Raw genomic sequence first — 18,700 nt, 5'->3', positions numbered from 1 at the left:
GAACTCATCCTCATGAGTGGTGTGCAAAAAAATAAAATTAGTCGTTAGTGTTGTATTTATAAAGTTTTACTTCAGGACCGTAATATGGATTATTATGAAAAAAACACCTGTTTGATAGGGTGTTACTTTTCTAATTGCGACCTCCCTTTCCATTTTTTGGGTTGTAGGCGTAAAAAAGTCTTGAAAGAAGCGATAAAACCCTTTGTTATCCATTTTAAACGAAATAAACTTCTTTTTTACTCATATGTCGCAGGATAATAATTTGTACAAGGGTGAATTTGCATCACGAGAAATCATGCAGGCGAGTAAAAAACCGCAAAAATACGGTTTTTTACTCTTGCCTCACTATTCTATGCTTGGATTCTCATCTGCTATTGAAACTTTGTTTATGGCCAATTGGGTGGCAGGGAAAGAGCTTTATCAGTTTTGTACAATAGGGCATGAAACGAAAGAGATTCGCTCAAATACCAGTGTTTATACGGTTGCCGATCATTTAACGAGTGCTATTCCCAGTGATTTGGATGCCATATTTGTTTGTGGTGTATCTCCAGTTACAAAAAACGAAAGTCCAACTTTAGAGAATTGGCTTAAAAATCAAGCGAAAAAAGGAACTGCATTAGGGGGGATTTGCACTGGTAGTCATCTGTTGGCGAAATCTGGCTTATTAGATGGCTATAGAGCGACCATTCATTGGTGGAGTTTGGCGCATTTACGAGATGAGTTTCCTGCGACCATTGTTTCTAACCATTTATTTGAAGTAGATAGGGATCGATATACCTGTAGCGGTGGCACTGCAGCTATGGATATGATGTTGTTTTTAATCGGTAAGCAACATGGCATGTCGTTGGCTAGTACTATATCAGAACAATTTGTGTGCGAACGTATCCGTACTCACGAAGACCCTCAACGAATTCCTTTGCAAACTCGAATTGGTAATGGGCAGCCCAAATTAATTGAAGCGGTTCAACTAATGGAAGCCAATATAAGAGAGCCCCTTTCTACAGATGATTTAGCCTACCATGTAGGGGTATCTCGTCGCCATTTAGAACGTTTGTTTAAACAAAATTTAAGTATAGTACCCTCAAGATATTATTTGGAAATGCGTCTTCAGCATGCTAAACAGTTACTTACCCAAACAGATAAGTCTATTTCTGAAGTGGGAGAGGAGTGTGGGTTTGGTTCAGCGCCTCATTTTAGTACAACTTACAAAGGTTTTTTTGGTATTACGCCAAGGGAAGAGCGCAAACATATTACTGGGGATAATGCTGTAGCTAGCCCCTCAGATAGGAAAAAGCGCCAGTTATGGCGTAGGTGAAACGGTGACTCTATTTTGCTAGAATATGGCGCAAAAATTGCTTTGTCTGTCATGGGTTCTAGGATCTTCTAAAGAGTTACGAAAAGCAAATAATATAATTAATGGTATCTTAGGGTTACCTAAGAAAGTGCATATAAGATCATAAAAAGAAGGTATGAAATATGTCGAAAACCCCAGCGTTAGAGCTCATTGATATTCATAAAACGTTTGGCGATATAGAAGTACTCAAAGGTATTTCACTTAAAGCTTACGATGGGGATGTCATCTCTATTCTTGGTTCAAGTGGATCAGGAAAAAGTACTTTTCTACGTTGCATTAACTTATTAGAGAACCCTACCCAAGGTAATATTTTGTTTAATGGTGAACAGCTGAGTCTAGTGAAAGGTGATACTGACTTGGTTGCGGGGAATATGAAGCAGTTAACGCAAATGCGTCAACAAATTGGTTTTGTATTCCAAGGGTTTAACTTATGGCCGCATATGACCATTTTGCAGAATGTTATGGAAGGGCCTCTTCACGTATTAAAAAGGCCTAAGCAAGAAGTCCTTGAATATGCTGAGTATTTGTTAAATAAGGTGGGGATTGCCGACAAAAAGCATATGTATCCAAATCAGTTGTCTGGCGGTCAGCAACAGCGAGTTGCCATTGCCCGTACACTAGCAATGGATCCGCAAGTCATTTTGTTTGATGAACCGACTTCAGCCCTTGATCCTGAGTTGGTGGGTGAGGTATTAGGTGTTATGCGCAACCTTGCTGATGAAGGGCGCACCATGCTGATTGTGACCCACGAAATGAATTTTGCTCGCGAAGTGTCCAGTGAGGTCGTATTCTTACATCAAGGTGTTGTTGAAGAACAAGGTACACCTGAAAAAGTTTTTGAAACACCTGAGTCAGAACGTTGTAAAGCGTTTTTGTCTAGTGTGTTTTAGAATTGAGCAATAAAGTGGTGATCTGACTGTATAGCCAGATAAACAAAAAGATAGAAACTATAATTAAAAGGAATCTTTCCATGAAATTGAAAAAAATAGCTTTAGGTTCGGCTTTTCTACTAGGGGCAGCGTTATCATCAATGTCGGTTCAAGCTGCTGATAAAGTGCGCTTTGTGACAGAGGGGGCTTGGGCGCCGTTTAACTTTATTGATAAATCTGGTAACCCACAGGGCTTTGATGTCGATATTGCTCGCGCACTGTGTGCTCGTATGGAAGCAGATTGTGAAATTCATACTCAAGACTGGGATGGTCTAATTCCAGCGCTACAACGCAAAAAATTTGATGCAATTATCGCTTCCATGTCTATTACTGAAGAGCGTTTACGTGTCGTAGATTTTACTGATAAATACTACTCAGGTGGTGTGCGTTTCATGGGGCGCGTTGGCGATAAATTTGATTTATCTGACCTAGAAGGAAAAGCAATCGGTGCGCAACGTGCAACTATTGCTAGCCAATACCTTGAAGATAACCTAGCTGATGTTGCAGACATTAAGTTATATGACACGCAAGATAATGTTTATTTAGATCTAGTAGCTGGTCGTCTTGATATCGCACTTTCTGATGAGCTGCCAACTTACAACTGGTTAAAAACATCTGATGATGGTGATAAATTTGAATTCAAGGGTGATGCATTTTTGAAGACGGATGAAATTGGTATTGCAGTTCGTAAGAGCGACAAAGACCTAAAAGAAAAAATAAACAAAGCCTTAGCTGAAATCTTAGCGGATGGCACTTATCAAAAAATCAATGCTAAGTACTTCCCATTCTCTATCTACTAAGAAGAGAGTCTTTAAGGTCTTATGGCGCAGCTCGTTGCGCCATAAGAACGTTTATCAGCAAATCTGAGTAATAATTATTATGATAGATCTTCATGGATTTGGTGATCAATTGTTGGCGGGTGCGGTCGTCACAGTTGAATTGGCACTGTTTTCTCTTGTTGTGGGGCTAGTACTTGGACTGCTTGGCGCTTCTGCTAAATTGTCCTCAATTAGAGCGCTGCAAATTATCGCTAATTTTTACACCACGGTAATTCGTGGTGTGCCTGAATTACTGACCGTTCTTATTATTTACTTTGGCGCAACCAGCGTACTAATGGGAATAGCGAGCCTATTTGGCTACGATGAGTATATTGAGGTGGGTGCCTTTGCCGCAGGTGTAACTGCACTTGGTTTAACCTTTGGAGCCTATGCCACCGAAGTTTTTCGTGGCGCACTTCAGTCCATTCCTAAAGGTCAGCATGAAGCAGCGACTGTTTTAGGTATGGGCTCAATACATAAATTTAGGCGAATTATTCTGCCTCAAGTTTGGCGTATTGCCTTACCTGGGCTAGGTAACCTCTTCCTTGTTTTATTAAAGGATACTGCATTAGTGTCTGTGGTTGGGCTAGATGACATTATGCGTAAGGCCAATATTGCGGTAAGCAATACTAAAGAGCCTTTTTTGTTTTATTTAGTAGCGGCTTGTATGTATCTAGTGTTGACTATTTTGTCGATGCTATTGGTGACTTACCTAGAAAAGCGTGCGAATCGCGGTTTAGTGAGGGGTAAATAATGGATTTTTCAGTTGTTGTTGAATATTTTCCTCGTTTGCTAAGCGGTGTTTGGGTGAGCTTGCAATTGGTGATACTTTCCATTGTGTTGGGTGGGATTTTTGCTTTACCTATTGCTCTTGCAAGGATTTCCCCAAAAGGCTGGGTTAGAGCCATTCCATTTGCTTATATCTTCTTTTTCCGTGGTACGCCTCTTTTAGTGCAAATCTTCTTAGTGTACTACGGCGCTTCACAGTTTGAGGTGATTCGTGAAAGCTTTTTATGGCCTGTATTAAGGGAACCATTTTGGTGTGCGATTATTGCCTTCACGCTAAATACCTCTGCTTATACGGCAGAAATTTTTCGCGGGGCCATTCAGGCGATTCCCCCAGGTGAGGTTGAAGCATGTAAAGTCGTGGGCATGACGAAAGTGCAAATGTATCGTCGTATTCTTTTGCCAAGAGCGTTCGGGATTGTGTTGCCTGCTTACGGTAATGAGATCATCTTGATGCTGAAAGGAAGTGCTCTTGCCAGTACGATTACCATTTTAGATCTTACTGGGATGGCTCGTACTATTATTGCGAGAACTTATACTCCCATGGAGATCTTTTTGGCAGCAGGGGTGATTTATTTAATCATCAGTATGGTGATTATTGCTATTTTCCGCCAAATTGAGCTAAGGCAAAATCGCTACTTAGGAACTCTGTCAATCAAGGTGTCTGATAAGGGATAAGTTGGTTGGTAAAGAGAGAAAAAAAGAGGGTAAAAAACCCTCTTTTTTTATGTCTATTTTATAGTGCGTCCGCACCTGTTTCACCGGTACGAATTCGAATGACCTGCTCTAATTCACTCACGAAGATCTTACCATCACCGATTTTACCCGTGTTTGCACTGTGTTGAATGGCCTCAATAGCGCGCTCTACTTGGTCGTTATCGACTGCTAGTTCCATTTTTACTTTGGGTAAAAAATCGACAACGTATTCTGCTCCACGATAGAGTTCAGTGTGGCCTCTTTGGCGGCCGAAACCTTTTACTTCGGTTACTGTGATGCCGTTGATTCCTATTTCAGATAGTGCTTCACGAACTTCATCTAATTTAAAAGGTTTAACAATCGCCGTAATCAATTTCATTTTATTATTCTCCATACCTTTAAAAGTCTTATAGCAAACATAGCACCCTGTTTAAGAAGGTGCTAGCTTTCTAAATTGTTTAGTGCGTCTAAATCGTCGTATTGTACTTGATGGTATTTTTCCCCTAATTTATGAACTGCGTCAATAAGATATTTGGGGTGCTCGGGATCGACAAATTGATGGATTCCATGGCCAAGGTTGAAAACATGGCCGGTGCCATGGCCAAATCCTTCAAGAACTTTTTCTACTTCAGACTCAATCACCTGTTGGTTAGCATACAATACACATGGGTCAATGTTGCCTTGTAAAGCTACTTTGTCTCCCACTCGTGCGCGGGCTTCTGCTATGTCTGTCGTCCAATCTAAACCTAGTGCATCTGGTCCTGTGGCGGCCATGTTTTCAAGCCATTGACCGCCATTTTTGGTAAACATAATTACAGGGATCTTTCTCCCTTCGTGTTCTCTGATTAAGCCATCCATGATTTGTTTCATGTACATAAGCGAGAACTGTTGATACATGGGGCCGCTCAATACTCCACCCCAGGTATCAAAAATTTGCACTGCCTGAGCACCAGCTTTGATCTGGCCGTTGAGGTAGTCTATTACCGATAGTGCCAGTTTGTTTAATAAAGCATGTAGCACCTCAGGGGTCTGGTACATCATTGCTTTAATATGACGAAAGTCTTTGCTTGAGCCGCCTTCAACCATATAAGTCGCCAGAGTCCAAGGGCTGCCTGAAAAGCCGATAAGGGGGACGCGCCCATTGAGTCCATGGCGAATGGTAGTGACAGCCTTCATCACGTAATCTAAATCATCTGCACTGGTAGCTTGAAGGGCGTCAACATCAGCTTTGGAACGTATTGTATGCTTAAACTTAGGGCCTTCACCTGTTTCAAAATACAGGCCTAGCCCCATTGCATCTGGGATGGTTAGGATGTCAGAGAACAAAATAGCCGCATCTAAATCATAACGTTCTAAAGGTTGTAATGTAACTTCACAGGCAAAATCCTGATTTTTACAAAGGCTTAGAAAATCACCAGCTGTCGCTCGGCTCGCTCTGTACTCAGGCAAATAGCGGCCTGCTTGGCGCATCATCCAAACGGGGGTTGTGTCGACAGGTTGTTTAAGAAGAGCGCGTAGAAAGCGGTCGTTCTTTAGCTCTGGGAACATGTAGTGTCTCCGGTAGGCGTAAAATATGCCCGTTATTCTACCTAACTTATTGAGTAAAAAAAGGATCAAGCTCATGGATTAGCTAATCCATGATCTTTTTGTTATTCACCTAGATAACGTTTAAGCCCATAGACTTGTACCCGTTGTATCGCTTCTTCTATCTCGCGCTGAGCATGTAGGTCTGCGAGTACTTGAGGGAAAGCTTGTTGGGTTTGTTGTACTGTCATACCAGGTTTTAGGTGTGGAGAATAAAGGGCTTTTAGTAATAAGTAGTCTAAAGGGCTGAGGTAGGAATCTGTGCTGACATCATTAAAGATAGAGGGAAAGACACTATCTGAGTCGTTGGGCAAACCCAATAATTGCGTAATTTCTTCTACAATGCAGTCTAAAAAGCGTGATTTAGCGCGTGCATAGTCCACGGGAATAATAATAGTGCCGCGCACGATTTCGGAAAAACGGTTTACACGAAAGTTACCGAGACATATGGCTTCATTAATGGCTGTCCGAATTTTATCAGGATCGCCTATGTATTGACTGACTTTATCTTCTAAATGTTCATAGTCGGTAAATATCACATAGATATTCGCTTCCCGAGCAACATGGGTGAAGTCGATCGGAATACCAGTAATATATGATAAATGCTGAGCGTGTACACTGAGTAATTCTTTTTGCAAGCTGGCATCACCGCTGTCACTTTCAAAAAAAAGTTTTATGGGTTTGCTCCAACGCACTAATTTGGGATTACGAGTTTCTTTGTATTCTCTTTGCAAGGCAATTTTTACAAAGCTTTCTTCTAAATAAGCCTCATTCTCCCATCGCTCCTGAGCATGAGATAGGCTACTGAAAGTCAGTAAAGCGAATACGCTAGTTAGGGTCGCTAAAGCGCGGCTCAGTAAGTTTGTAAACATAATGTTTTAAAGCGTCCAAAGAATCAGGGGTAAAATCAAAATCAGTCTGATGTTGTAAAATGTACTCTTGGGTCATAGGGTGAATGGAAGATAATTCACTTTCTTCTATTTCAATTCTGCCGTGCTGAGCCTCATCATATTCGCAGGTGAAGATTTTCCCCCAAATACGGAAACCTTTGCCTTCTGTTTTAAAAACTCCCTGTGGCTCTATTGGGGCGACAATCCCTAGTTCCTCTTTTAATTCTCTCTGGGCAGCGATCAAATAGCTCTCACCTTTGTCAACCACGCCACCCGTTGTGATGCCATAAAAACCGGGACAGAAGGCTTTATCGAGGGCCCGTTTTTGTACGAGAAGCTCACGGTCTTTATTGAATACCAAAATGTAGGTGACACGATGGAAGTCACGATCAAAGTTCATTTTATGGCGTTCAATGTCGCCTATGACCTGGTTGTTTTCATCCACAAGAATGATCACTTCGCTGGGTTTTGTCATCGCAGGGTGCCCCATGTATGAAAAGCAATAAAAGAATATCGAGAAAGTGCTGTAAAGAAAAGCAGATATATGTAAATGAAGACTATCGCAAAGGCGACCAGTTATTTCATTTATCACCCGCAGATAGAGTGTTTTTACCGCTCCTATGGCGGGGAGTTTGATATAGTTTGAGCAACTTGATGATAAGAGAGTCCACTATGATTCCGAATAATGACTTTTTGGCGTTAACTCTGGCTAATCCAGAGCAACTAGATGCCTTCGATTTTGCTTTTGACTCAGGTCATGCATATGTTGAAAACACTGGCATTATGCGCCTTGAGCCTAGCCAAAAAAGTGAGATCAGTTTAATCGTTTCGGTTGGAGTACATGGCAACGAGACTGGACCAATTGAACTCATTAATCGCCTGCTTTCTTCTATTTTGGAAGGGCAGGTACCTCTTAAGGTTCGTTTGCTTGTATTAATTGGGAACCCAGCTTCTGCACTCATAGCAAAGCGTTTTTGTGATGTTAATTTAAACAGATTATTCAGTGGTGCCTGGCAAAACTATGAGGGGCCTGAAGCTGATCGAGCGGCGTTATTAGAAGACAGTGTGAGTCGATTCTTTAATGCTGATCAAGGGCAAGCTGGACGTCGTTTTCATTATGATTTGCATACCGCGATTCGTGGTTCAAAGCATGAAAAATTTGTGGTTTACCCTTATGTCGAGAGCAAGGAATACAGTGTTGAACAACTAAGCTTTTTGGCTGCATGTGAAATTGATGCCGTCCTCTTGTCTCATCAAGCAACGACTACTTTTTCGTACTATAGTCATGCTCACCACAACGCCCATGCTTTCACCGTCGAATTGGGCAAGGTGTATAAGTTTGGAGAAAATGACTTAAGCAAATTTTCAGCTGTTGAAGAGAGTTTACATAGTTTTATTTCCAAGGGCGAAATCGCATCTGCTAACCCAGAAAAATTACGCCTTTTTCGTGTTAAAGAGGCATTAATTAAAGATAGTGAAGATTATCAATTGCATGTTTCTGATCAGCTAGAAAACTTCACTCCTTTTAATAAAGGGGATCTTTTGGCCAGCTCATCGCTTAGTCAATACTGTATTGAGCAGAGTGGTGATGCGCTTATTTTTCCTAATGCTCATGTACCAGTAGGGCAAAGAACGGGGTTACTGGTCCGACCTGTATTGCTTAAAGATTTAGCATTAGTTTAGTGGGCTAATAGGCCTCCTTCACTCTTGTGAAGTTAGTCTGATTCTTGTATTGTTACGTTATAACATCTATTGTGCGTAACGAGGAAATTATGAATAAGCTTGTTGTTTCTCTAGGATTGGGTGTGCTATCGCCACTAGCGTTAGCAAAACCTACAATTGTAACCAGTATTAAACCTGTTTCTATGGTGGTCGCTGCTATTGCAGGAGACAAGGCTAATATAGAGCAAATAGTATCCAGTACAGCCTCACCTCATGATTTTGCTTTGCGTCCTTCTGATTTAAGAAAAATTCATTCTGCAGACAGTGTGGTTTGGGTAGGGGAGTCTCTTGAAAACTTTCTAGAGAAACCGCTTTTAAATGCCAATAAAATGTCTAGCTCAATAGAGTGGATGACACTAGATAACGTGGTTTTACGTGAGTTTGGTGATGAGCATAATCACGATCATGATGAGCACGACCACGGTCATGATGAACACGACCACAATCATGATGAGCACGACCACGGTCATGATGAGCACGACCACGGTCATGATGAGCACGACCACGATCATGATGAGCACGACCACGATCATGACGAGCACGACCACGATCATGACGAGCACGACCACGATCATGACGAGCACGACCACGATCATGACGAGCACGACCACGATCATGATGAGCATGACCACGATTCACACGCAGGCCATGGCCATGAAGGGCACGACCATACTGGCACAGATCCACATGTCTGGTTATTGCCGCATAACGCCCAAGTACTTGCTCAAGCGGTAGCTGAAAAACTGATTCAGTTAGACGAAGAAAATCGTGACTATTACGAGCAGAATTTGTCAGAGTTCCGTTTGCAGCTTGAAGCTCAAGAGAAAACACTAAAATCTAAATTCAGCTCAGTGCAGGATGTCCCTTATATTGTTTTCCATAATGCTTATCAATACTTTGAGAAACACTATGGTTTAAACAATGCAGGAGAGGTTTCGGTGAGCCCAGAGCGTAAGCCTGGCGCAAAGACTATCACTGCATTACGAGAAAAAATAACGGAACATCAGGTTCAGTGTGTATTTAGTGAGCCTCAATTCAGCCCAGCTATTATCGATGTGTTATTAGATGGGACAAAAGTGAAAGGGGGGCAATTAGACCCACTTGGTACTCAGGTAGAAGTATCTAAATATGCTTACATTCAATTTATAAATGGCTTAGCTGACTCTTACTTGAGCTGCTTAGGCTAATTTATTACGCCTATTCTAGGCGACTCGCTGCGTCCTCTGTATAATGATTTTATTTTACAGAGGTGCGCAGGGAGATTCATGAATCCATCATCTGTTAACATTCAAACCGATCAACTCATAAAAAGTGCCCAGCGAACCCTATCTACTCAGGCGCAAGCACTGGCTAATTTATCTACCAGAATCAACGACTCCTTTGCTCAAGCGGTAAAAATGCTACTGAGTAATACAGGTCGTACTATTGTATGTGGCATGGGTAAGTCTGGGCTCATTGGTAAAAAAATCGCTGCGACCCTAGCTTCAACAGGCACCCCGAGCTTTTTCCTTCATCCAGGGGAAGCGTTTCATGGTGACCTAGGTATGATCCAACCCCAGGACACACTGATTCTGATTAGTTACTCGGGTGAAACCGAAGAGCTAATGCGTTTATTGCCCTCCTTGAAAAACTTTGGGAACCCCTGCATTGCTTTGGTGGGGAATATGGCGTCTACACTAGCTAAGCATTGTGATTGCGTATTGGATATTTCGGTAGACAGAGAAACTTGCCCGAATAATCTAGCTCCCACCACCTCTACCACTATGACAGCGGCAGTAGGCGATGCACTGGCTGTCGCGCTAATGGAAGTAAGAGATTTTCAACCACAAGATTTTGCGCGTTTTCATCCTGGTGGCAGCTTAGGACGAAAATTGTTAACTCGGGTTAAGGATTTAATGCACAAAGATCAGCTCCCAATTTGTACTCCAGAGACCCCATTACGGGAAGCCATTTCGGTGATGACTAAAGGGCGCATGGGGGTGGTGCTAATACAACAGCAAGATAATTTATTAGGCATTTTTACGGATGGAGACTTACGACGTGCCATGTTGAAAGAGATGCCTAATATGATCCATCAGCCGATCTCTGCTTGGATGACACCAAACCCTAAAACTATCAATGAAAACATAATGATAGTTCAAGCAGAAGAAAAGATGCTACAGGATAAAATTACCCTGTTAGTGGTTGTCAACGACGAGCAAAAGTTAACAGGAATACTTGAGATTTACGACCGTTAAAACACCATAGTGTTTAAATAAAAATGGTGAAAACGAACCACATTGGAGTAAAGAATGTCAGAGCAAAGCAATAAAATTATTAAGATAGGCGAATCAATACAAGTGGCTAACCACTTACCTTTTGTATTATTTAGTGGCGTTAATGTGTTGGAATCCCGTGACCTTGCTATGCAGGTGGCGGAAGAACATGTGAAAATCACCCAAGAGTTGGGCATTCCCTATGTGTTCAAAGGTTCTTTTGATAAAGCGAACCGTTCTTCTATTAATTCTTTCCGTGGTCCAGGCATGGAAGAAGGGTTAAAAATACTGCAGGAAATCAAAGATACTTTTAACGTGCCTGTCATTACCGATGTACATGAAACCTTCCAATGTGAGCCAGTGGCGGAAGTGGCGGATGTCATCCAGTTGCCTGCTTTTTTATCTCGTCAAACCGATTTGGTCGCGGCCATGGCCAAGACAGATGCGGTCATCAACATTAAAAAAGCGCAATTTCTAGCGCCTCACGAAATGAAACACATCCTTATCAAATGTGAAGAGGCGGGCAATAACCAACTTATGCTGTGTGAACGTGGCACCATGATGGGTTATAACAATTTGGTTGTTGACATGTTGGGGTTTGGAGAAATGAAAAAGTTCCACTACCCAGTAATGTTTGATGTTACTCACTCACTACAGCGCCCAGGTGGCCGTTCAGATTCGGCTGATGGCCGCCGCGCTCAAGTAACAGAGTTGGCTCGCGCTGGAATGGCGCTAGGTTTATCCAGTTTATTCTTGGAAACTCACCCAGACCCAAATAATGCCAAATGCGATGGTCCATGTGCCTTGCCATTGAGCAAACTTGCGCCGTTCTTAAAGCAAATGAAAGAGCTTGATGAATTGGTTAAAACCTTTGCTGAACTGGATACGAGTGCTTAATTATGGATGCGGAATTTTTAGCGGATTACCCCGCCATTCTAGATAACACAGTGCTTTTGGAAAGCCTGCAAGGCGCCCAGCTGGTGGTGTTTGATGTAGATGGTGTGCTTACCGACGGCGGTTTGCTGTATGGTGATTTAGGGGAAACCATCAAACGCTTCAATGTGAAAGATGGGGTTGCCATGAAGCTGCTACCCAAATGGGGAGTGCAGGTGGCCGTGATTACCGCTAAAGATTCGGCGCCACTTAGGCAGCGCATGGCTGATTTAAAAGTCGAGCACTTCTATCCAGGTTGCCATAATAAAGCGGAAGCGTTTGCTGCCATTTGTGAAGCACTGCATATTTCAGCAAAACAAGCGGTGTATATCGGAGATGATGTCATCGATTTGCAGGTAATGCCTCAGGTAGGTATTGCTATGTGTCCGCAAGATGCCCATGTGTTGGTGCAACGTCACTGTCAGGTTAGGTTAACCAAAGGCGCTGGACAAGGTGTTGCTCGCGAAGTGGCAGATTTGCTTTTAGCATCACGAATGACCTTAGAAACGGCGTATGACATTGCCCAACAACCCGAGTTCGAAAAATAATGATGAACAATAATCCTTCTTCTAAACTGCCTGAATTTCATATTGTGATCCCTGCTCGATACGCCTCCCAGCGTTTTCCTAAAAAGCTCATGGCGGATTTACAGGGTAAACCTGTATTGCAGTGGGTTTATGAATTGGCAATAAAAGCAGGTGCGAAATCTGTGACTATCGCAACGGACCACCCAACGATTGAAAAAGCTGCTAAGGCCTTTTCAGCATCCGTAGTGATGACTCGTGATGACCATGAAAACGGCACTGAGCGTTTAGCAGAAGTAGCAGAAAAAATGGCTTGGTCGGGAGATGAGATTGTCGTCAACGTGCAGGGGGATGAACCATTGCTACCCGTCGCTATTATTCATTCCGCGGTCATTGCTTTGCAAAAAGATCAACAAGCTGAGATGGCAACCGTGGCGTGCCCGATTCATAATGAAGCGGACTTCTTTAATCCGAACGTCGTCAAGCTAGTGTGTGACCAGAATAATCGTGCCTTGTATTTTAGCCGTGCACCAATTCCTTGGGATAGAGACGGGTTTGCAGAGCACGAGAATAAGAGTGCGTTATCAACCGGCTTTGCCCCTTTAAGGCATATTGGTTTGTATGTTTACCGCGCTTCTTTGTTAGCTAAATATGCTCAGTTGCCCATGTCTCCTTTAGAAAAGTGGGAAAAACTCGAACAGTTAAGGTTTCTTCATCAGGGTATTAAGGTTCAAGTCGCCAAAGCCGAAGCCATGCCTCCACATGGTGTTGATACTCCAGAAGACTTAGAAAAACTGCGCGCGTTATTAACCAACTAACTTAGCAAAATTAAATGTGCACATGAATAACGCCGCTCTTGGCTCAAGAGCGGCGTTTTTTTGAGCAACTGTAAATGAAAAGTCATGAAAGTAGGCTAATCTTGCTATTAATAGTTATATCAACATGATTGATGTCAATTTTTTTCATAATGTGTATGGAAAGTGTAAAAAAAAGGCTTACAATAAATTGATGGTAACTCGTTTTAGCTCGACTTGAAATTTTTAGATCCAAAAGGAATACGATCATGAAAAAAATATTACTTGCTTCAACTTCTCTGCTTAGTAGCGCTGTGATGGCCGCTATGCCAGTAAACCAGCCGATAGGCTCAAGTTTCACGCTAGGGTCAGCAATGAATCTTCGTGCTTTAGACACGGCTGCTGCAAACCCAGCGGCTCCTTTCTTAATGGTGAATGATGCTGACGACGATAGTTTTCGTTTTGGTATTATTGGCCCAATTGGAGTAGGCGCAGAATTTGGTGATATCAGTGATTTAGACGATCAGATTGATCGTGCGGAAGCAATTCTTGATGCTACTTATACAACAGTTGGGGCGGCGAATAATGCTATTACTGAGGTTAATAGTATTTTGAATAACATTGCTGACACTGCTTATGTGAAGGTGTCTGCCTCTACTCAAATCCCCCTAATGCCAATCATATATAAAACAGAGTCGAGCGGTGCCTTCTTAGTGGATGCAAGCGTGTCGATTGTAGGTCGAGGAAGCCTTCTTGCCAGCGATGTTACTGTAGATACCTCGGGTGCGAGTCCAGAACTGACTTCCAATACTTCTATGTACGCTAACGTTGCAACCGACTTAAATATTGGTGTTGGTTATAGCCAGAAAATGTGGGAGCCAGAAAACAGTGATGCCGGCATGTTAATTGGTGGTATTAAAGCCAACTTCCACCAAATCTCACTAGGGCAGGCTTTATCCGTTCTAAGTGATGACAGCGACGATGCCAGCGACGTTTTTTCTGACACCATCAGTGACGATGCAGAAAGCACTACGGGTGTCGGTATTGATTTAGGCGCTATCTGGTACTCAGATATTTACCACGCGGGTATTACCATTGCCAACATTAACGAGCCCGAGTTCGACTATAACGCTGTGGGCACTAATTGTAGTGTTAAAACCGGTTCGGCAAAAACCAGTTGTGATGCAGCGGCAAGCTTCATTTCAGCAGGTAAACTGACGGCTAAAAACACCTATGTCATGGAAATGCAAACTACATTAGACTTTTCCATTTCCACTCCTCAAAAGCAGTTAACGCTTGGTCTGTCTTACGACGTTAATGAAGTTGAAGACGCCGTGGGTGACGAATACCAGTGGGCGGTCGCATCTTTGTCTTATTACGGTGACAGCCACTTCCTACCTGGTTTGCGTGTGGGTATGCGTCAAAACATGGCGGGAACAGAGCTTAGCTATGTAACTGCTGGTTTAACCTTGCTTAAGCGCCTTAACTTAGATGTTGCCGTGGCAACGGACACTGTAACCGATGACGATGGCGACGAAGTGCCACGTAGTGCCTTTGTTTCTTTAGGCTATAACACGGCTTTCTAAATTTTTGTAAAGAAAGTGCAGATAAAACCGATAGCATTTAAGTGTTATCGGTTTTTTTATGTTTGTAAGGTCTCATTATGAAAAAAAGTTTGTTGGCGCTAATAGTGAGTTTCGCCAGTGCTCACCTAATGGCAGCAATACCCGTGTACCAACCCGTTGGTACGTCTTACACATTAGGGACTATGGCTAATAAGCGTTCTTTATCAACCTCTTTGGCTAACCCAGCTGCACCATATTTAATGACCACCTTAAAAAGCCTACGACACGGCTACTTAGGGCCAATTGGTTTTGGTTACGAGATGGGCAGTATTAGTAATTTAGAAGATCAGGTTGATGAGCTAGAAGACACCTTAAGTAGTGAAAGCTACTCAAGTACTGCAGAAGCCGAAGCAGCCATAGCAAAAGCTAATGGAGTCATTTCTGATATTGCCGATACTGCCTATATTAAATTTAGTGGTTCTGTGCAGCTGCCTTTTATGCCGCTTATTTATAAGTCACAAAATCGTGGTGCCTTTATGCTAGACAGTAGTGTGTCTTTTGTGGGCAAAGGCAGTATCTTGGCAGACGATATTAACTACAGTTTGTCTGGGTCTAGCTTTAAATTGAATACGGATACGTCCATGTACATCCAATCTGCTACGGATTTTCGAGTCGGTTTGGGCTATTCGCAAGTGTTCGGGCGCTTCGTGTCGGGAGCGTTGGTGCTTGGAGGAAAAATTAATTTTCATGAAATCTCCCTAGGTCGTGACCTTGCGGTACTGGTAGATGACAGTTCCGATGCTGGCAGTGCGTTTGGAGATGATTTGTTTAATAGCCAAAAAAGTAGCACAGGATTGGGTTTAGACTTAGGGGCATTGTGGGTATCTGATTATTATCAACTTGGTGCAACACTGGCTAACATTAATGAACCGGAGTTTGACTATGAAACCTTAGGTGACTGTGGTGGTTTAACCGGGTCGCCCCTAACTCGTTGTAATGCTGCTGTTACTTTTTCTGATGCGAGCAAATTGTCTTTGGTTGATAGTTATACAATGGAGCGTCAATTAACCTTAGAAGGTGCGCTGACGTCAAAAAATCGTCAGATTTCCTTAGCAGCCTCTTTTGATGTGAATGCCGTTGCAGACCCCATTGGGGATGAATACCAGTGGCAAACCCTTTCTGTATCATACTTTAGCGATAACATTGCCGTACCTGGTGTCAGACTCGGGTACCGAAAAAATGCCGCAGGTGAGAAACTCAGCTACGTTACCGCTGGGGCCACCTTATTTCAGCGTTTAAATTTGGATTTAGCCTACGGGTTAGAAAGTTTGTCTGATGAGGGTGGAAGCAGCAGTATCCCTAGAAGCTTTTATTTCTCATTAGGATACGATTCAGCATTTTAACCTTGGTTAGGGTAAATAAGGCCGCTGGGGGTCATGATGGCATCCAGTGGCACATCCCAACTCTGAGTAGGTAAGTGTTTAACTTGTTGGCAGTCGTGAGCTAGGCCAATTAAGTAAGGGGGCTTAGTGCTAGGCTTGTTTGCGAATGTACGGTCATAGAAGCCACCTCCCATTCCCAAGCGTTCCCCTTGTTGATCGAAACCAACTAATGGGAGGAAGACTAGGTTTAATTCGTGTCCTTTTATGATGGATGAACCACAAGGCTCTTTGATCCCAAAGCGGTTCATTTGCCATTCATTCGTCTGGTGGTAATGGGCAAAAAGTAGGGCTTGCTGATCTAGAATCGGTAAAAAAGTGGTTTGTTTATTGTGCCAACAAGATTGGACGAGGTGATGAGGGGAGATCTCACCATCATTACTTAAATAAAATGCGATGCTTTGCGGTTGTTTTAAATCGAGCTTTTTAAGTAATGTAGGCCATTGATTTAACAAAGATAAAGAGGCATGTTCTTGCTCCTGAATAGACAGAGCATTGCGCTTTTTTCTGAGTTGGCTGCGTAGCTGTTTTCGTTGTTCGTCAATGGAAGGCATAAAAAAGGGTTTCCCAGGTTGTCGTTTCGACTATTGGCCTTGAACCCAGTGGTTCAAGGTGGAAAGAACTGTGACTCTTTAGGCTTTCCGTCGCACGGACATGCACACCAAACCAGCAGGCTCTCTCCGGGGTATTACTCATAGGCTCAAGGGCGTTAAGCCGCCTCGATCAACCCAGGAAACAGAAGCAATTATAGAGTAAGACCAGTGAAAAATCGACTCGGTGAAAGGGGGCTTACTGCTTAATATGAAGAATTTTCGCTTTCTTGTCTGTTGTGAAACCCTAGTTTGATCAGTGAGTAATCTACTCTGTAGAAAGTTTAACCTGTTTTGCTTTGATGGCTAAGGGCAGCATCAAGCTGTGAAGTTAGCTCTCGCAGCTGTTGCTCATTATTTTGCGCATATTTACGGCCCGAAAGCATATCATGAGTAATATTCAATGCAGCAATGACAGCAATTTTCTCTAAGCCAACAATCTTTCCGCTGGCCTTGATTTCGCGCATTTGATGGTCTAGGTATTCAGCCGCTTCTTTGAGTTCGGCTTCATGCCCTTTGGGGCAGTTAATTTTATAGTTTTGTCCCAGTATATCGACTGCAACGGTTGGCTTATCCATATTGACTCCAAAAAAACGGTGAGGCCATAAAAAATGGTCGTTATTTCCATTATTGAGCGGCGAATAGCATTTTATGATGCGACTAAATTCGTTACAATTCGCTATTAACTTTATTCATACTGTTTATAACAAATTGACGCCAATATGGAAATCAACCCAATACTTTCTAAGATAAAAGATCTGTCTGAACGCGCCCTAACCCTTAGGGGGTATCTTTGACTATGATGCCAAGAACGAACGTTTAGAAGAAGTTAACCGTGAACTGGAGGACCCAGATGTCTGGAACGATCCAGATTACGCACAAAAGCTCGGTAAAGAGCGCTCTTCATTAGAAGCCGTCGTGCAAACGTTAGACAATTTAAGCGATGGTCTCACAGACGCACAAGAGCTGCTAGACATGGCGGTTGAAGAAAACGACGAAGACTCCGTTGAGGCGGTGCAGTTAGAGTTGGCTGATTTAGATGAGCAATTGGCTAAATTAGAGTTTCGTCGAATGTTTTCTAACGATATGGATGAAAACAGCGCCTACCTTGATATTCAATCAGGCTCTGGCGGAACTGAAGCCCAAGATTGGGCTAATATGCTACTTCGCATGTATTTGCGTTGGGGAGAAGACAAAGGCTTCAAAGTAGAGCTGATGGAAGTCTCAGCAGGAGACGTTGCCGGCATAAAATCCGCGACAGTACGTTTTGAAGGGGAGTATGCGTTTGGTTGGTTACGAACTGAGACAGGCGTGCATCGCTTAGTGCGCAAATCCCCATTCGACTCGGGTAATCGCCGTCATACCTCCTTTGCTTCGGTGTTTGTTTCTCCGGAAATAGACGACAATGTTGAAATAGAAATTAACCCAGCAGACTTGCGTATTGATACATACCGTTCCTCAGGTGCGGGTGGGCAGCACGTTAATACAACGGATTCAGCTGTTCGTATTACTCACGAACCAACCGGAATTGTGGTGCAGTGTCAGAACCAACGATCCCAGCACGCTAACCGTGACTTTGCAATGAAGCAGTTACGAGCCAAGTTGTATGAGTTTGAAATGCTGAAGCGAACTGAAGCTGCTCAAGCAGTAGAAGATAGCAAGTCTGATATAGGTTGGGGGAGCCAAATTCGCTCTTATGTACTGGATGCATCGCGCATCAAGGACTTACGTACAGGGGTTGAAAGCTCAAATACAGGGTCTGTGTTGGATGGCAACCTAGACCAATTTATTGTCGCAAGTTTAAAACAAGGCCTTTAAACG

At 42.9% G+C, this 18,700-nt stretch carries 20 protein-coding genes and 1 other RNA gene; 14 read left to right on the top strand and 7 right to left on the bottom strand.

What is annotated here, in order from left to right; translation table 11 throughout:
- Positions 1 to 295: 295 nt before the first annotated feature.
- From ACYVGZ_RS15445 to ACYVGZ_RS15425, 5 genes are all read left to right on the top strand, one after another.
- On the top strand, positions 296 to 1,315 hold the full coding sequence (locus ACYVGZ_RS15445) for a GlxA family transcriptional regulator (RefSeq protein ID WP_460757594.1): 1,020 nt from the start codon (positions 296 to 298) through the stop codon (positions 1,313 to 1,315).
- A 161-nt stretch (positions 1,316 to 1,476) separates the two neighbouring features.
- Positions 1,477 to 2,244: an ABC transporter ATP-binding protein gene (locus ACYVGZ_RS15440; RefSeq protein ID WP_460757591.1), complete on the top strand. Its 768-nt coding sequence runs from the start codon at positions 1,477 to 1,479 to the stop codon at positions 2,242 to 2,244.
- 80 nt (positions 2,245 to 2,324) lie between these two features.
- The gene (locus tag ACYVGZ_RS15435) at positions 2,325 to 3,083 is read left to right on the top strand and encodes a transporter substrate-binding domain-containing protein (RefSeq protein WP_460757588.1); all 759 of its coding nucleotides are present in this window, start codon (positions 2,325 to 2,327) and stop codon (positions 3,081 to 3,083) included.
- 79 nt (positions 3,084 to 3,162) lie between these two features.
- Entirely contained in the window at positions 3,163 to 3,855 is a 693-nt protein-coding gene (locus tag ACYVGZ_RS15430) for an ABC transporter permease (protein ID WP_460757585.1), read from the top strand.
- Positions 3,855 to 4,565, top strand: coding sequence for an ABC transporter permease (locus ACYVGZ_RS15425; protein WP_460757583.1), 711 nt, complete (start codon positions 3,855 to 3,857; stop codon positions 4,563 to 4,565). Before ACYVGZ_RS15430 ends, ACYVGZ_RS15425 begins: the two co-directional genes overlap by 1 nt.
- Positions 4,566 to 4,623: 58 nt before the next feature.
- Here the strand turns inward: ACYVGZ_RS15425 and glnK are convergent, their stop codons facing one another.
- From glnK to ACYVGZ_RS15405, 4 genes are all read right to left on the bottom strand, one after another.
- A complete protein-coding gene (gene glnK / locus ACYVGZ_RS15420) occupies positions 4,624 to 4,962 on the bottom strand; it encodes a P-II family nitrogen regulator (protein WP_460757581.1) in 339 nt (112 codons plus the stop codon).
- A 62-nt stretch (positions 4,963 to 5,024) separates the two neighbouring features.
- Positions 5,025 to 6,131, bottom strand: coding sequence for a uroporphyrinogen decarboxylase (gene hemE, locus ACYVGZ_RS15415; RefSeq protein ID WP_460757578.1), 1,107 nt, complete (start codon positions 6,129 to 6,131; stop codon positions 5,025 to 5,027).
- Positions 6,132 to 6,232: 101 nt separating this feature from the next.
- Positions 6,233 to 7,039 carry a DUF2927 domain-containing protein gene (locus ACYVGZ_RS15410; RefSeq protein WP_460757576.1) on the bottom strand — a complete coding sequence of 269 codons (807 nt, stop codon included), beginning with the start codon at positions 7,037 to 7,039 and terminating at the stop codon, positions 6,233 to 6,235.
- Complete coding sequence (locus ACYVGZ_RS15405; protein ID WP_460757573.1) at positions 6,996 to 7,532, bottom strand: NUDIX hydrolase; 537 nt, start codon at positions 7,530 to 7,532, stop codon at positions 6,996 to 6,998. Before ACYVGZ_RS15405 ends, ACYVGZ_RS15410 begins: the two co-directional genes overlap by 44 nt.
- A 197-nt stretch (positions 7,533 to 7,729) precedes the next feature.
- Between ACYVGZ_RS15405 and astE the strand changes: the two genes are divergently transcribed.
- The 8 genes from astE (at position 7,730) to traF (ACYVGZ_RS15365) (ending at position 16,253) form a co-directional block, all read left to right on the top strand.
- The gene (gene astE, locus ACYVGZ_RS15400) at positions 7,730 to 8,740 is read left to right on the top strand and encodes a succinylglutamate desuccinylase (protein ID WP_460757572.1); all 1,011 of its coding nucleotides are present in this window, start codon (positions 7,730 to 7,732) and stop codon (positions 8,738 to 8,740) included.
- Between the two features lie 89 nt (positions 8,741 to 8,829).
- Entirely contained in the window at positions 8,830 to 9,966 is a 1,137-nt protein-coding gene (locus ACYVGZ_RS15395; RefSeq protein WP_460757570.1) for a zinc ABC transporter substrate-binding protein, read from the top strand.
- A gap of 78 nt (positions 9,967 to 10,044) precedes the next feature.
- A complete protein-coding gene (locus tag ACYVGZ_RS15390; RefSeq protein WP_460757567.1) occupies positions 10,045 to 11,016 on the top strand; it encodes a KpsF/GutQ family sugar-phosphate isomerase in 972 nt (323 codons plus the stop codon).
- A gap of 54 nt (positions 11,017 to 11,070) precedes the next feature.
- Entirely contained in the window at positions 11,071 to 11,931 is an 861-nt protein-coding gene (gene kdsA, locus ACYVGZ_RS15385; protein ID WP_460757565.1) for a 3-deoxy-8-phosphooctulonate synthase, read from the top strand.
- Between the two features lie 2 nt (positions 11,932 to 11,933).
- Positions 11,934 to 12,515 carry a KdsC family phosphatase gene (locus ACYVGZ_RS15380; protein WP_460757562.1) on the top strand — a complete coding sequence of 194 codons (582 nt, stop codon included), beginning with the start codon at positions 11,934 to 11,936 and terminating at the stop codon, positions 12,513 to 12,515.
- On the top strand, positions 12,515 to 13,309 hold the full coding sequence (gene kdsB, locus ACYVGZ_RS15375; protein ID WP_460757560.1) for a 3-deoxy-manno-octulosonate cytidylyltransferase: 795 nt from the start codon (positions 12,515 to 12,517) through the stop codon (positions 13,307 to 13,309). The genes ACYVGZ_RS15380 and kdsB overlap by 1 nt, the downstream gene beginning before the upstream one ends.
- Before the next feature lie 245 nt (positions 13,310 to 13,554).
- The gene (gene traF / locus ACYVGZ_RS15370; RefSeq protein ID WP_460757557.1) at positions 13,555 to 14,871 is read left to right on the top strand and encodes a conjugal transfer protein TraF; all 1,317 of its coding nucleotides are present in this window, start codon (positions 13,555 to 13,557) and stop codon (positions 14,869 to 14,871) included.
- A gap of 77 nt (positions 14,872 to 14,948) precedes the next feature.
- Positions 14,949 to 16,253 (top strand): conjugal transfer protein TraF, encoded by a 1,305-nt coding sequence (gene traF / locus ACYVGZ_RS15365; RefSeq protein ID WP_460757555.1) that lies wholly within the window; start codon positions 14,949 to 14,951, stop codon positions 16,251 to 16,253.
- On the opposite strand, the gene ACYVGZ_RS15360 is transcribed toward traF (ACYVGZ_RS15365), so the two are convergent.
- The 3 genes from ACYVGZ_RS15360 to ACYVGZ_RS15350 all read right to left on the bottom strand — a co-directional run bounded on the left by ACYVGZ_RS15360 (position 16,250) and on the right by ACYVGZ_RS15350 (position 17,457).
- Positions 16,250 to 16,843 (bottom strand): 5-formyltetrahydrofolate cyclo-ligase, encoded by a 594-nt coding sequence (locus ACYVGZ_RS15360; protein WP_460757552.1) that lies wholly within the window; start codon positions 16,841 to 16,843, stop codon positions 16,250 to 16,252. The two genes, traF (ACYVGZ_RS15365) and ACYVGZ_RS15360, sit on opposite strands and share 4 nt — an antisense overlap.
- Positions 16,844 to 16,849: 6 nt before the next feature.
- Positions 16,850 to 17,027: non-coding RNA, 6S RNA (ssrS, locus tag ACYVGZ_RS15355), on the bottom strand.
- A gap of 136 nt (positions 17,028 to 17,163) precedes the next feature.
- Positions 17,164 to 17,457 carry a cell division protein ZapA gene (locus ACYVGZ_RS15350; protein ID WP_460757549.1) on the bottom strand — a complete coding sequence of 98 codons (294 nt, stop codon included), beginning with the start codon at positions 17,455 to 17,457 and terminating at the stop codon, positions 17,164 to 17,166.
- 144 nt (positions 17,458 to 17,601) lie between these two features.
- On the opposite strand from ACYVGZ_RS15350, the gene prfB reads away from it, so the two are divergent.
- A protein-coding gene (prfB, locus tag ACYVGZ_RS15345; protein WP_460757546.1) for a peptide chain release factor 2 occupies positions 17,602 to 18,697 on the top strand; the annotation gives its coding sequence in 2 pieces (ribosomal slippage) (positions 17,602 to 17,673 and positions 17,675 to 18,697; 1,095 coding nt in all).
- Positions 18,698 to 18,700 lie beyond the last annotated feature (3 nt).

Source organism: Marinomonas epiphytica (assembly GCF_054780655.1).
Note: the sequence above shows the minus strand (reverse complement) of the source record. Positions and strands in the feature narration are given on the sequence as shown.